Below are 13189 nucleotides of genomic sequence, written 5' to 3'. Positions count from 1 at the left end.
CGAACATGGGTGTCCAAGGAGATCGCATCTTCGCCGCGATCAAGGAGCGGGGGTTTCCGGACCCCTGGTCGGCGTTCGGGGAATGCCTGTCCTGGGAATCGGCCTACGCGGTACTGCTCAAGCAGGCCATCGACGACGCACGGAAGGGCTCGGACGGTTTAGTCCGCGCCACCGTCTCAGACCTCTTCGAGAAGAAGACCGGCAATCTCGCCGCAGCCCGTCGTCTCCTCACTGGAACACTGACGGAATATGACCGGAGCGGCATGTGGCGGCTCCTCGACGAACGCGCTTCCCGCCTTGACATCGACGACGTCTCCGAGCGTTGGGCCCGCGGCCTGGTCGAGCACCCGTTCCCTATCGCGCTGCTGTCCCTCCAGTTCAACTGGCGCTATATGAAAGAACACGGCGTCCGCGCCTTCTACGAGATGACGGCAGGCTACCTCGACGGTCTCAGCGCGAACACGCGCCGCTGGGCGGAAGCCTGGGCTGCCGAAGAGGAAACCGGCGTCGTCGACCGCGTCACCACCGTCGAGTGCGACCTCGCCTCTGAGGAGGCCCCTATGCACTGCGACATCTGCAAAAAGACCATCACGGCACTTCTATACCTGGACGTGTAGGCGTCCAACGAGCTCATCCCAAGCCTCCGGCGTGAAGAGGCTCTCACTCGGTGCCCTGTTCACCGTCTCCGATGAGTTCGTGCGGCTGGGCCCGGCCGGCGCGCAGGCTCCGGATCGAGGAGGCGAGATGACGGGCGTTGGCCGGAATGCCGAGCAGACCTTCGGGGCGTGTTGGTCAGGGCGCAGGCAGGATGCCGTGCTCCAGGGCGACCATCACCGCCGCCGTGCGGTCGGAGACGCCGAGTTTGCCGAAGATGCGCAGGAGGTGGGTCTTCACGGTCGCCTGGCCGATGTAGAGGCGCGCGCCGATCTCGGCGTTGGTGAGGCCCTCCGCGACCAGGGCGAGCACCTGCGACTCCCGCGCCGACAGGACGGGCGGCCGCGCCTCGCCCGCCGCCGCCAACCGCGCGGACACCTCCGGCGACAGCACCCGCCGGCCGGCCGCGACGTCCCTGACCGCCGCGGCGAGGTCGGCCCGCGAGGCGTCCTTGAGCAGGTACCCGGCGGCGCCGGCCTCGATCGCCCGGACGATGCCGGCGTCCTCCTGGAACGTCGTCAGCACGAGGATCCGGTGGCCCGGCAACCGCTCGATCGCGCTCACCCCGTCCCCGGACGGCATCCGCAGATCCATCAAGATGACGTCCGGGCCGACGGACGGCACCACCGCGACGGCCTCGTCTCCGGACGCGGCCTCCGCCGCCACCTCGATGTCCGTCTCCGCCGCGAGCATCCCCCGCAGCCCCTCCCGGACGATCGGATGATCGTCGACGATCATGACGCGGAGCACGGCACCGCCACCTCGACCCTCGTACCCCGCCCTCCCGCGACGGTGAACGTCCCGCCGGCCTGCTCGACCCGGCTCCGCATCCCGCGCAGCCCGAATCCGCGGCCGGCCCGCCCCGGCTCGAACCCGCACCCGTCGTCGGCGACGGTCAGCCGCACCGGATCGCCGTAGACCAGCGACACCCGCACCGACTCCGCCCCCGCATGCTTCCGGACGTTCGCGAGCGCCTCCTGCGTCACCCGCAGCAGGACGACCTCCACCGCGTCCAGCGACCGCGGTTCCCCGTCCACGACCAGATCGACGGGAACGTCGAAGTCGCGGGCCAGCTTCCGCAGCGCCTCCACGAGCGAGCCGCCGTCCAGCGCGGGCGGCGCCAGCGCCGCGACCAGGCCCCGCGTCTCGGCCAGGTTCTCCCTCGCCGCCCGGGCGGCGAGCTCCAGATGCCGGTTCGGGCCGACCTCCGCCTCCGCCGCCTGCAGCAGCATCGTGATGGACGTGAACCCCTGGGCGATCGTGTCGTGGATGTCGCGGGCCAGCCGCTCCCGCTCGGCGAGCACCCCCGCCTCCCGGCTCACCCCGGCCAGCTCGTCCCGCGTCCGGTCCAACTCCTCGATCAGGCGCATCCGCTCGCGGTTCTGACGGCCGAGCCGTCCGATGAACACGGCGAGCAGCACGCTGCACGCGAGCGCCGCCGTGATGATCACGACCGCCACCGCCCGGCCCGCCCCGGACCTCGCCAGCCCGAGCCCGACCGGCCCGGAGAAAAGCGCGACCATCAGCGCGAAGCCGCGGGCCGTCCCGTACATCATGTAGACCTGCGGCGCCAGCGCGGCCAGCCCCGTCGCCGCCACCGGCGCGAGCAGCGTCGCGGGGACGAACATGCAGATCAGCGCGACCGCGTAGGTCCTGCACCAGGGCCGCGGCACCTCCTGCGACCGCAGCGCCTTCCGCCCGGCCGCCGCGTACGCCAGGCTCAGCAGGACGAGCAACCCGATCGCCGCGGCCCGCCTGCCCGGCGGCACCGCGTCGGCGGCCGTCGCGGCGATGGTCCCGACCAGCACCATCGCGAAGTAGGCGTCCCAGAGCGGATACGAGCTCTGCCAGGCGTTCTCCGCCCGCGCCACCCCAGGATCACCGGTCACGCCCCGATCCCCCGCCCGCCCCGCTGTCCACCGACCGGTGGATAGTACTGCCCTCCCAGTCACAGGATCATCGTGACCATGAACAAGAACCCCATCCGGCAGGCCCTCTTCGTCCTCACCATCGTTTACGGCCTCGTCATCGGGCTCCTCGCCGTCCTCGACGTGAACGCCCTCGGCCTCATCGCGGCCGCGGGCGCGGTCCTCCTCGGCCTCGGCTGGGGCTTCTCCGGCATGCTCACCCGCCACAAGCCTCAGAACTGACCAGGGCCGACTCCGCTTGCGTCCGGCCCCCCACCGAGCCCGACCGGCTCGCCGCGCACACAAGCCCGCAACGGACCCAGAACCCGGAAACTCACCTGCCGTCCCGTGGGCGGGCGGTCAGGAGGTAGAGGGCCGCGGTGGCCGTGCCGAACAGCGCCTGGGCGGGGAGCAGGACGGTTCCCGGGCCGTTCAGGGCCAGCAGGAAGGGCGCGCAGCCCAGCGAGGCCAGGTCGGCGCCGGTCAGTGCCCAGATGACCGGGCCCGTCGGCAGAGCGCCGAAGGGCGTGGCGACGACCGGCATCGAATGGTCGATGGGGCGGCGCCGCGCCATGCGCAGTGCGCCGGCGGCGACCGCCGGTGCGCAGGCCGGGCCGAACAGCCACCACGGGCCCGCGCCGAGCACGCCCGTCGCCGACAGGCCCGCCAGCGCCAGGGCCAGCCAGCCACCGCCCACCAGCGCGGGCAGCAGCGACCGGGCGGCCAGCAGGGAGCGGCCCCCGGCGGCCGACAGCCGCATCAGGCTCGGATCCTGGACGTCCCGCCGGGCACCGGACGTGCAGGCCGCCGCCGCGGCGAGCGTTCCGGCGGCGACCGCGACCGACACGACCGGTGTGAGGCCATCGCCCGCGCGGGCCGCCAGTGCGGGCAGCGCGGTACTCGCGGCCAGCAGCGCCGCCCGGCCCGGGCGCCGCACCAGACCGCGCCACTCGGCCCACGCGAGCGTCGGCGAGCCGCGCAACCAGCGCGGCAGCGGCCGCGAACGCAGGATGCGGCGCCGCCAGTGGGCGTCTTCCGCGATCCAGCTCAGCGCGCCGGGATCCAGGACGACCGCCGCGGCCACCACGGTGCCCGTCCGCGTCGAGGCTGCCAGGATCCGGTGCGCCGGGACGTGCCCGAGCGCCGTCCACGCACACCGCACCAGCACGGCGGCGGCGGTCGCCGCCGCGACCGCCGCGGCGGCCCACGCGTCCGCGGAACCTCCCGCCGCGGCGGCGAGCGGCGACGCCCGGCCGCCGACCTGGAGAGCCGCCAGCACCGCGAGGACCGCCACCACGACGATCGCGGCGACCAGCCAGGCGTCCCAGATCTGGGACGCCTGCGCCCTGACGGCCACCGCCATGCCCCCGACGCCCGCCGAGACGCCCAGCACGGCGGCGGCCAGTAGCCGCGGCGCGAACTGGTCGCGCACGCCGACCGCCGACAGCAGGCCCAGGGCGACCGCCAGGCCGGCCGCCAACGACACCGCCGCCAGAACCGCGACCGTCTTGCGCAGCACGTTCCGGCGCGGCAACGGCGACAGCACCAGCCACGCCGCGTCGGCCGCGGACACGGCGACGGGCCCGAACGATCGGGCCAGCGCCAGATAGCCCGCATAAGCCAGCGCGACCAAGGCGACACCGGCCCCCGCTCTGGGCGCGGACACCCGCTCCGGCAGGTTCGCCAGGACCGTGCCCGACAGGGGGGCCAGCAGCACCAGCGCCATCACCGCGCCGAACGCCGCGGAGTACCGGTCCGACCATGACTTCACGTCCCGCTCGCCTCTCCCGCGGGCGCGGCGCCCGCCCGAACGCGGCCCTGTCACGCGGCCTCCAACGTCACCGGACGGGCGCGGGCGGCATCGACGAGCGACAGATCGTGCGTCGCCATCACCACCGTTCCCCCGCCCGCCGCGTACGCGCGGATGCCCGCCGCGAGCCGCTCCCTGAAGTCCGGGTCGAGCCCGCGCTCCGGCTCGTCCAGCAACAGCAGCCGGCTCGGCCTGACCAGCGCCATCGCCAGAGACAGCCGCTGCCGCTGCCCGGTGGACATCGCCGGCGGCGCCATGTCCGCCCGCCCGTCCAGGCCGAACGCCTCAAGGGCCACGCCGATCTCCATCCGCGCCCCGCCGTGCACCGCCGGCATCAGCTCCAGATGCTCCCGGACGGTCAGGCCCGGATACCACGCGGGCTCCTCGGCGACGCACGCGACATCGCGCCAGAACCACGCCGCGTCCACCGGCGCCCGACGGAAGATCCGGATCTGTCCCGCCACGCCGGGTTGGAGACCCGCCAGGCAGCGCAGCAAGGTCGACTTGCCCGCGCCGTTCTCCCCGAGCACGGCCACGATCTCGCCCCGCTCCGCCCGGAGGCCCACCCCGCGCAGAACCGGGCCGCCCCCCAGCGCGATCCTCACGTCCACGGCCTCGACGACCGGTTCAAGCGCCATGCCCCCAGTTTTCCGCATTCGCTGTCGCGATCGGGCGGCCCCCGTTCCCGGTGCGCGGAACGCGGCATGCCGGCTCCGCGGGATGGACTTGCGGAGTCCTGGTTAATATTGCTAACTTCTGGTTATTCCAATTAACCAAGGGGAGAGACGATGACCTCCATCGCCGCCGCGCCACGCCGCGGACCGCTGAACCTTCCGACCGTCGCCGGAGCCGGTTTCCTGGTCGCATGGGTGGCCGGGCTGTCGGTTCCGGTGCCCACGCCCGGGTTCGGGGCGAGCGGCGGCGAGATCGTCGCGGCCTACGCGGGCCACGAAAGCGCGGCGGCCGTGCAGTTCCTGCTCACCGAGGGCCTGCCCCCGGCTGCGCTCGCCCTCGTCCCGCTCGCGCTCGCCCGCGCTGCCGGGTGGTCGCGTGCCGGCCGGGTCGCGGCGGTCGCCGGGCTGGCGGCGGCGGTCGTCTCGTTGGCCCAGTTCCTGTTCGGGATGGCGCTGGTCGCCGCGTCGTCGCCCGGGGCCGCGCACGGCTGGCTGGAGGCGCTCAACCGCGCGGACGGCGTCAAGATGTTCCTGCTCGCCACCGTCGGGGTCGCGGGCGCCCTCGCGGGGGCGCTCCCGCGCTGGCTCGCCGCCACCGGGCTCGCTCTGGCCGTCGCGATCGCCGGGTCCGGCATCGGGTACGCGCTCCTGCTCACCGGCGTCGCTACGCTGGCCTACGTGTCGCTGCCCCTGCTGATCCTTTTCATCACCGGCGCCGGCATCGCCCTCGGCCGGAAGGCGGGGCAGCCGTGCCGCGCGCGGGGCTGACCCCCGAGCGGGTCGTCCGGGCGGCCGCGGACGTGGCCGACGTGGCGGGGCCGGAGAAGCTGACCCTCGCGGCCGTGGCGCGGCGGTGCGGGGTGTCGCTGCCCGGCCTCTACAAGCACGTCGACGGCCTGGACGCGGTCAGGCGCGGCATCGGGATGCTGGCCGTCGAAGAACTGACGGCGCGGCTGGCGGCGGCCGTCGCGGGCGTGGCCGGACGCGAGGCGCTGGTGGAGCTGTCGGCCGCCTACCGCGGCTACGCCGCCGAGCACCCCGGACGGTACGCCCTGAGCGTCCGGGCGCCGGCGCCCGGCGACACCGAGCACGAGGCGGTCTCCGACCGGGCCGTCGCCGTCGTCGCGTCCGCGTTCAAGGGCTACCGGCTCGACGACGGCGGCCTGGTCCACGCGATCCGCATGTGGCGGATCGCCTGCCACGGGTTCGTGACGCTGGAACGGGACACCGCGTTCGGGCTGCCGGAGTCGCTCGACGAGACCTTCGACCGCCTCGTCGACGCGCTCGACCAGGCATTCCGCGAGGCGGCTCCTTAACGGGCGGCGAGCCCGAACGGCCCGCACGGGGCCGACGACCGCGCCGCCCGCAGTGAAGGGCATCTTCACGATGTGTGACTCGTTTGCGGCGGCGCTCATGCTCCCGAGGCGGGGAGGCGGCGGATGACTCGTTTGGTGCCTATCAGGGTGCGGTAGCGCGGGCGGTCCTTGAAGTCTTGCCAGCTCCAAACGGCGGGGTGTCCTACCTCGGCGCACAGGTGCAGGATCTGATCTTCGCCGGCGCAGATTCCCACGTGGGCGCCCCAGGGGTTCTGGGTGGCGTTGAACAGGACCAGGTCGCAGGGGCGGGCCGCATCTACCCGCTCGGTGAACTCGGCATCAGCCCAGAGCTCGCTCGACCGCAGGTCGGGCGGGTCGAATCCGAACCATCTGAGCACCTCGTAGGCGAACAGCTGGCAGTTGGCCCCTTCGGCGAGCCCGGGCGTGGCGGCCACCTGCGGCGAGCCCGGAAAGCGAGCGCCGACATACCGGGTGGCCCAAAGGCCGTCCGGCAGGTTCTCCAGCACGGCCCCCTCCGCTGGCGTCATCGGGTGAGGGTGTTCGACTCGCGGGCTTCGAGGAGTTCGTCCCAGTGCTCCTCCACCCAGGCGCAGGCGAACGCGATCGGTTCGAGCATGCTGCGGCCCAGGGGCGTCAGCTCGTACTCCACGTGCGGGGTGGCCTCGGCGTAGACGGTGCGCTTGACCAGGCCGTCGCGTTCGAGGGACCGCAGCGACTGGGTCAGGACCTTGGGGGTGACGCGGCTGAGCGGCACGCGCAGCTCGGAGTACCGGCGGGGCCCTTGCTCCAGGCAGCGGATGATGAGCCCGGCCCACTTGTCGCCGAACCGGATCGGGTTGAGCGAGGACGGGCACAGCTCGTCGAACATGTCGGCGGGCAGGGGTTCCCTCATGGCCCCAGATTAACCGGTATCCCGGCGGTAACCACGGCCCCTTATAGCGTCCGCACAGCGGTCGGGAATCGGGTTCCGGCCCTGGCGAGAAGGGGTCTCTTCATGAACATCGTGGTCTTCGGCGCGGGTGGACGGGCCGGGCGGCAGGCCGTCGCGGAGGCGCGCCGGCGCGGGCACCAGGTCACCGCCGTGGTGCGCGCCCCAGGGCGTCACGGCGACCTGGCCGACGTGGGTGTGGTGGCGGGCGACGTCACGGACGCGGTGAGCATCGAGCAGGTGGCCGCCGGGCACGACGCCGCCGTCAGCGCCGCCGTGGACCTGTCGGTGCCGCCGCACGACTTCTTCACCGCGTCGTCTCGCGCCCTGGCCACCGGCCTGGCGAAGGCGGGCGTGAGCCGCCTCGTGGTGGTCGGCCTCGCATCGATCATGCCCGGGGCCTCCGGTGCTCCCCTGATGGACGAGCCCGGCTACCCCACCGAGTACCGCTCCTTCTACCTCGGCCACGCGGCGGGCCTGGACGAGCTCGGAACCTCCGGCCTCGACTGGGCGTACGTGGCCCCCGCGGGCGACTTCGACCATGACGGGACGCCCACCGGCCGGTACCGGGTCGCCGACCATGGCGACCCGGCCAGCCGGATCACGTACGCGGACTTCGCGATCGCGCTCCTCGACGAGATCGAGGCGCCCCGCCACCACCGCGCCGCGGCCAGCGTCCGGGAGGCGTGAGGTCCGCGGCGGATCCTTTCCCGGACGTGGAGATGATCTTCACTCTGGCATCGCCGGCGGTTGGCGCGGTGATCGTCACGCTGAGGTGATCACTGATCACCTCAGCGTGGGGAGAGATCCATGCACCGCCGGTCCGTCGCTCGCACGTTAATCGCCGCCCTGCCCGTCTCGGCCGCGCTCCTGGTCGCGCCCGCCGCCGCGCAGACGCCGCCGCGGGTCGTGCTGCCGCCGCCCCCGCCGGACGGGGCCATCGCCCGCGTCCATCTCGGCGAGATCAGGACGGCGCCGGAGGGCTCCATGGAGGGGTACTCCCGCGAGCAGTTCCCCCACTGGGCCACGGTGCAGGGGACGTGCGACACCCGCGAGTGGGTCCTCAGGCGCGACGGCCAGGACGTGGTGACCGACTCCGCCTGCCGGGCCACCTCCGGCCGGTGGGAGAGCCCCTACGACGGCGGAGTGTGGACCGACCGCCAAGATCTCGACATCGATCACATGGTCCCCCTCGCCCAGGCCTGGCGTTCGGGCGCCGACGCGTGGACGACCGCTCGCCGCCGGCAGTTCGCCAACGATCTGGAGAGCAGCCAGCTCTGGACCGTGACCGACAACGTCAACCAGTCCAAGGGCGACAAGGACCCCGCCCGGTGGAAACCGCCCCTGGCCTCCTTCCACTGCACGTACGCCCGGAGCTGGGTGGACGTGAAGTGGCGGTACGGGCTGAGCGCGGACGAGGCGGAGAAGAGGGCCCTGACCGACATGCTCGCGACCTGCTGAACGGCCGGGCGGCTCACCTGAGGAGCCATTTGAATCATAACCCGGCCAGGGCAGAAATACATCAGCATGGAAGTTGATTTCAACGGACGCCCTTGTCTCTAGGTTTGTTCTCGTCCACCAATGCACCATTCACCAGTACGGGGAAGTGGATGAGAAAAGCGTGTTTCATCGGCAAAAATCACCATTTAGGGGCGGCGTTGGTTCTCGCGCCCGTCCTCGCCGCGGGGGTCGGGGGCGTCGCGCCCGCCAGGGCGAACGGGGCGACGGCGGCGACGCCGCGTCCGGGCGCGGCGCATGTGGTGCCTCCGCGCGGGCCCGCTCAGGCGTTCGGCCCCGGTCGTCTCGCGGTGGGGTTCAATCCCACCGTGGGACGCCTGGAGTTCGACGATCCCGTCACCCATGAGCACGGCCTCTGCACGGGGGCCGTGGTCAAGAGCAACAACAGGAACCTGGTCATCACCGCCGGGCACTGCATGTCGAAGGGCGGTGAGAGCCGCAAGTACGAGAACTTCAAGTTCCGGCCCGGCGCCTCCAAGGACGAACCGGCGCCGTTCGGCGTCTTCGAAGGCTTCCGGGCCAACAGCGTCAAACAGTGGGGCGTGGAAGGCGACCCCCGCTACGACTTCGGCTTCGTCAACGTCAAGCCGAATCAGCAGGGCAGACGGCTCGGCGACATGGTCGGCGAGAACGGAATCGCCATCAACGAGTCCTACGCCGCGCCGCGGACGGTCATCTCCTATCTGGGACCGCTCCTCACCCAGAAGGAGTGCTTCGGGGAGACGCGGCTCTTCCTGCCGGCGCCCGAGAGCAGGGTCAGGATCGACTGCGACTACCCCCGTGGGAGCAGCGGCGGTCCGTGGCTGAAGGACTACGACGCGAGCACGCGTCTGGGCCTCATCAACGGCGTCCTCAGCCACATCGTCCACGACCCCACCTACAACCTGTCCCCCTATTTCGACGACGGGGTCTGGGCGCAGTACCAGCGCTCCGCCACCTACTGAGACGCGGTCCGTCCGGTCGCCCCAGCGGAAGTACGGGCGACCGGACGGACCGGTGGGGGCGGGTCAGGCCACGTCGAGGCCGCGGCGGCGGTCGGCCCACTGGAGGGAGTGGCGGATGGCGTCCTCGACGGTGTACTCGGGCTTCCAGGCGAGCAGCTCCCAGGCCTTGGCCGGGTCGACGTAGGCGCCGACCACGTCGCCCGGGCGGGCGGGGGCGTCCTCGGCTCGGAAGGAGTCGCCGACGACCTCGCGGAAGGCGGCGACGAGTTCGCGGACGGTGACGCCGTCGCCGGTGCCGAGGTTGATCACCTCGTAGCGGGCGTGGTCGCCGGCCGGCGGGATGATCGCGTCGAAGCGGGCGGCGGCCTCGTGGAAGGCGCGGGCGATGTCCCAGACGTGGATGTAGTCGCGGATCGCGGTGCCGTCGCGGGTCTCCCAGTCCACCCCGGTGATCTTGAAGGGCACGCCCGTCGCGTAGCACTCGATCATCTTGCCGAGGGCGTGGGTGGGCTTGCTGTTCTGCAGGCCGGTGCGCAGGCGCGGATCGGCGCCGATCGGGTTGAGGTAGCGCAGCGAGATGACGCGCAGCCCGTACGCCTCGCAGAAGTCCTGCAAGAGCAGCTCCGCCATCATCTTCGAGCGGGTGTAGGGGTTCTGCGGTTCGAGCTCGGACGTCTCGGTGACCGACAGGTCGGCCTCCGGGCGGTACATCCCCGCGGTGGACGCGAAGATCATCCGATCGCAGCCGTTGCGGACGAGGTGGCCCGCGAGATCGAGGGTCCTGGACAGGTTGACCCGGTAGTAGCGCAGCGGGTCCGTCATCGAGTCGGGCACCACGATCAGCGCGGCGCAGTGCACGGTGAGCGCGATGTCGGGATGGTCGCGGAAGATCTCGTCGACCAGGTCCCCGTCCCCGATGTCGCCCTGGTAGAAGACCTTGCCGTCGGCGAACTCCCGCCGTCCGGTGATGAGGCTGTCGAGCACCACGGGAGTGGCGCCGCGCTCGGTGAAGGCGGAGGCGATCGTGCTGCCGATGAAGCCGGCTCCCCCTGTGATCAGCACTTTCATGTGGCATCCCTGCAGGCCAGTGCGTCCCCTGAAGTTCCAGCCACAGGATGAGCAGGCGGCGGCGGGCGGTCAATGTCCCGCGTTCGAGGTGACCGGGTCCGGACTCGCGTGAACCGGCCGGGCCCGGCCGCGTCCGCGCACGAGCCTTCTCCGGAGCCTTCGTCCTGCGAGGTCGCAAATCGGGTTCCGGCAATCGGACGGCCGAAACGAAGTACAGCGTTTGCAGGATCCGCCGGGCCCGCGCAGCGGTCATCGTCGGTGCATGGAACCGATCCGTGTCCTCATCGTGGACGATCACGCGCTCTTCGCCGAGGCCCTCGCGGCCCGGCTGGGGCGCGAGCCCGACCTGGTGATCCTCCCGATCGCCGCCGACGTGCGGCGCGCGCTGGCGCTGACCGCCGCCGAGCGCCCGCGGGTCCTCGTCCTCGACATGACGCTGGACACGGAGAACGGGCTGGACGTCCTGGAGCGGGTCCGCAAGCGGTACCCCCACGTCCGGGTCGTCATGCTGACCGCGATGAGCGACGTGGACGCGATGGTGCGGGCGGTCCGGACCGGCGCCGTCGGCTGGGTGGAGAAGACCGAGAGCGCCGACCTCGTCGCCCGGGTGATCCGGTCCGCGGCGCGGCAGGGCGGCTGGATCCCCCCGGACGTGCTCGGCGAGGTGCTGCGCAGGCTGACGGAGGGCGGCGGCGACGGGCTGATCGCCGAGCTGACGCCGCGGGAGCGCGAGGTCCTGCAGTGCATGGTGGACGGCCTCGGCCGCGCGGAGATCGCCGAGCGGCTGGGCCTGTCGGCGAACACCGTCCGCACCCACACGCAGAACCTGCTGGCCAAGCTCGACCTGCACTCCGCCCTGGAGGCCATCACCCTCGCGATGCGCGCCGGCATGCGGCCGACCTCGGACGACTACTGAGCGTGGGGCGCGCTCTGGTGCAAACGGCGTAGAGCGGGGTCGTCATTTGGGTGATTCCTCCGGACAGGCGGCTTCTTACGCTCGGCCATGACGGAGCCGGAGGGGGGATCGTGGAGATCGACGAAGTCGCCGCGCGAGTGGTCCGGAGTTACTGGGCGCTCCTGCTGGTCATGACGCTCCTCCCCCTGGTGCTGGTGGGCCTGGCCATGAACGGGCGGGAGCCGCCGTACACGGCCGCGACGCGGTTGCAGGCGAGCAGCAGGGCGACCGACGCGGCGCCCGGGGACGCGGGCGTGTCCATCGTGGTCAGCCAGGTGAAGGCGTTCGCGACCAGCGAGAACCTGCTGAGCGGGGTCCTGCGGCAGCAGCACGCCGACCGGTCGACGGTGAAGACGGCGAAGGCGATCGGGGTGACCGGTCTCGGGACGTCCACCGTGGTGGAGCTGTCGGTGAAGGACCGCGACCCGGGCGTGGCGCGGCGGCTGGCCGACGCGCTCGGCGCCGCGGTCGTCAAGGAGATCAACGAGTCCAACCAGGGCTCGATCCGGCAGCAGATGGACGACATCGACAAGCGCGTCCGGACGCTGGAGAAGCGTCTCGGCCCGCTGTCGCGGCGGGCGGGCGCCCAGCCGAACCCCGACATCGGCGCCGCCAACGAGCGCGAGCGGGTGCAGGCGGAGCTCACCGACCTGCGGTCGAACCGGTCGGACCTGCAGACGCAGCTGTCGTCGGCCGGGACGGCGTCGGTGGTGCAGCCGGCGGTCCTGGCGCCGCGCACGAACCCGGTCGTGATGACGGCGGCCATCGCGGGGCTGGTCGGGCTGGTCGGCGGCATCCTGATCGCGGTGGTGACGGAGACGGCCCGTCCCACGATCCCGGGGCAGCGGAGGGTCGCGCGGCGGCTCGGGGTTCCGCTGCTCGGCTGGGCCGACCGGGGGCCCGAGCAGCTCGCCGACCTCGGGCGGCGCGTCCGGCTCGCGGTGAAGAAGGAGGGGGTCGGACGGGTCGCGCTGGTCGGTGCGCCCGGCCCGCTGCCGGCCGGCGTGGTGTCGTCGGTCGCGTCCGCCGTCTACGGGGACGGCACGAAGGTCGTCACGGCCCGCCCCGGAGACGACGCCCCGGACGGCGAAGGCGACGGCAAGGGCGGGACGCCGCCGGCCGGCGGCGGGTCCGGCAAGGGGAAGAGCAGCACGTCGGTGGTCCGCGCCGGCACCGCCGTGATGGCGAAGAAGGCGGTCCCGGCGCTCCGGCTCTGCCAGGTGCACGCGTTCGAGGAGATCGATCCGGGTTCGGACGACCTGGTCGGCGTGGTCGTGGTGGTCGGTCCGGTGACGAGGGCGGCGGGGCTGGAGACCGTCCGCGACCTGGTCGCCGCGTCCGGCTGGCCGCTGCTCGGCGTCGTCGCCGCGTCCCGGAAGATCAAGGGGTGACCA

General features: G+C 72.5%; 16 protein-coding genes. 9 read left to right on the top strand and 7 right to left on the bottom strand.

Translation table 11 applies throughout. The annotated features are described in order from the left end of the window. Positions 1 to 5: 5 nt before the first annotated feature. Positions 6 to 617, top strand: coding sequence for a hypothetical protein (locus tag AB0C84_RS16310; protein ID WP_361066377.1), 612 nt, complete (start codon positions 6 to 8; stop codon positions 615 to 617). Between the two features lie 175 nt (positions 618 to 792). Here AB0C84_RS16310 and AB0C84_RS16305 read toward each other — a convergent pair whose 3' ends face one another. Together AB0C84_RS16305 and AB0C84_RS16300 are read right to left on the bottom strand one after the other, a co-directional pair. Continuing rightward, positions 793 to 1404: a response regulator transcription factor gene (locus AB0C84_RS16305; RefSeq protein ID WP_361066374.1), complete on the bottom strand. Its 612-nt coding sequence runs from the start codon at positions 1402 to 1404 to the stop codon at positions 793 to 795. Then, the gene (locus tag AB0C84_RS16300; RefSeq protein WP_361066371.1) at positions 1389 to 2543 is read right to left on the bottom strand and encodes a sensor histidine kinase; all 1155 of its coding nucleotides are present in this window, start codon (positions 2541 to 2543) and stop codon (positions 1389 to 1391) included. Before AB0C84_RS16300 ends, AB0C84_RS16305 begins: the two co-directional genes overlap by 16 nt. A 78-nt stretch (positions 2544 to 2621) precedes the next feature. Here AB0C84_RS16300 and AB0C84_RS16295 point away from each other — a divergent pair, with 78 nt between their 5' ends. After that, complete coding sequence (locus tag AB0C84_RS16295; RefSeq protein ID WP_361066368.1) at positions 2622 to 2804, top strand: hypothetical protein; 183 nt, start codon at positions 2622 to 2624, stop codon at positions 2802 to 2804. A 91-nt stretch (positions 2805 to 2895) separates the two neighbouring features. Here AB0C84_RS16295 and AB0C84_RS16290 read toward each other — a convergent pair whose 3' ends face one another. Both AB0C84_RS16290 and AB0C84_RS16285 read right to left on the bottom strand, forming a co-directional pair. After that, the gene (locus AB0C84_RS16290; RefSeq protein WP_361066365.1) at positions 2896 to 4332 is read right to left on the bottom strand and encodes a DUF6297 family protein; all 1437 of its coding nucleotides are present in this window, start codon (positions 4330 to 4332) and stop codon (positions 2896 to 2898) included. Positions 4333 to 4382: 50 nt separating this feature from the next. Continuing rightward, on the bottom strand, positions 4383 to 5009 hold the full coding sequence (locus tag AB0C84_RS16285; protein WP_361066362.1) for an ABC transporter ATP-binding protein: 627 nt from the start codon (positions 5007 to 5009) through the stop codon (positions 4383 to 4385). 150 nt (positions 5010 to 5159) lie between these two features. On the opposite strand from AB0C84_RS16285, the gene AB0C84_RS16280 reads away from it, so the two are divergent. Together AB0C84_RS16280 and AB0C84_RS16275 are read left to right on the top strand one after the other, a co-directional pair. After that, positions 5160 to 5813: a hypothetical protein gene (locus tag AB0C84_RS16280; protein ID WP_361066359.1), complete on the top strand. Its 654-nt coding sequence runs from the start codon at positions 5160 to 5162 to the stop codon at positions 5811 to 5813. Further along, positions 5795 to 6361, top strand: a complete 567-nt coding sequence (locus tag AB0C84_RS16275) for a TetR-like C-terminal domain-containing protein (RefSeq protein ID WP_361066356.1) — start codon at positions 5795 to 5797, stop codon at positions 6359 to 6361. Before AB0C84_RS16280 ends, AB0C84_RS16275 begins: the two co-directional genes overlap by 19 nt. Positions 6362 to 6456: 95 nt before the next feature. Here AB0C84_RS16275 and AB0C84_RS16270 read toward each other — a convergent pair whose 3' ends face one another. After that, a complete protein-coding gene (locus tag AB0C84_RS16270) occupies positions 6457 to 6909 on the bottom strand; it encodes a hypothetical protein (RefSeq protein WP_361066353.1) in 453 nt (150 codons plus the stop codon). Then, positions 6906 to 7274, bottom strand: a complete 369-nt coding sequence (locus tag AB0C84_RS16265) for a helix-turn-helix domain-containing protein (RefSeq protein ID WP_258942090.1) — start codon at positions 7272 to 7274, stop codon at positions 6906 to 6908. The genes AB0C84_RS16270 and AB0C84_RS16265 overlap by 4 nt, the downstream gene beginning before the upstream one ends. A gap of 102 nt (positions 7275 to 7376) precedes the next feature. Here AB0C84_RS16265 and AB0C84_RS16260 point away from each other — a divergent pair, with 102 nt between their 5' ends. From AB0C84_RS16260 to AB0C84_RS16250, 3 genes are all read left to right on the top strand, one after another. Continuing rightward, positions 7377 to 8000: an NAD(P)H-binding protein gene (locus AB0C84_RS16260; RefSeq protein WP_361066349.1), complete on the top strand. Its 624-nt coding sequence runs from the start codon at positions 7377 to 7379 to the stop codon at positions 7998 to 8000. A gap of 120 nt (positions 8001 to 8120) precedes the next feature. Next, positions 8121 to 8771 carry an HNH endonuclease family protein gene (locus tag AB0C84_RS16255; protein ID WP_361066346.1) on the top strand — a complete coding sequence of 217 codons (651 nt, stop codon included), beginning with the start codon at positions 8121 to 8123 and terminating at the stop codon, positions 8769 to 8771. A gap of 197 nt (positions 8772 to 8968) precedes the next feature. Next, on the top strand, positions 8969 to 9772 hold the full coding sequence (locus AB0C84_RS16250) for a hypothetical protein (RefSeq protein WP_361066343.1): 804 nt from the start codon (positions 8969 to 8971) through the stop codon (positions 9770 to 9772). A 63-nt stretch (positions 9773 to 9835) separates the two neighbouring features. Here the strand turns inward: AB0C84_RS16250 and galE are convergent, their stop codons facing one another. Further along, on the bottom strand, positions 9836 to 10840 hold the full coding sequence (gene galE / locus AB0C84_RS16245) for a UDP-glucose 4-epimerase GalE (RefSeq protein ID WP_361066340.1): 1005 nt from the start codon (positions 10838 to 10840) through the stop codon (positions 9836 to 9838). Positions 10841 to 11102: 262 nt separating this feature from the next. Here galE and AB0C84_RS16240 point away from each other — a divergent pair, with 262 nt between their 5' ends. Together AB0C84_RS16240 and AB0C84_RS16235 are read left to right on the top strand one after the other, a co-directional pair. Next, positions 11103 to 11756: a response regulator transcription factor gene (locus tag AB0C84_RS16240; RefSeq protein ID WP_179846292.1), complete on the top strand. Its 654-nt coding sequence runs from the start codon at positions 11103 to 11105 to the stop codon at positions 11754 to 11756. A 110-nt stretch (positions 11757 to 11866) separates the two neighbouring features. Beyond that, on the top strand, positions 11867 to 13186 hold the full coding sequence (locus tag AB0C84_RS16235) for a hypothetical protein (RefSeq protein WP_361066337.1): 1320 nt from the start codon (positions 11867 to 11869) through the stop codon (positions 13184 to 13186). Positions 13187 to 13189 lie beyond the last annotated feature (3 nt).

It is taken from the genome of Actinomadura sp. NPDC048955 (assembly GCF_040649435.1).
Lineage (GTDB): Bacteria > Actinomycetota > Actinomycetes > Streptosporangiales > Streptosporangiaceae > Spirillospora > Spirillospora luteofluorescens.
This window is presented reverse-complemented; position numbering and strand designations above follow the sequence as displayed.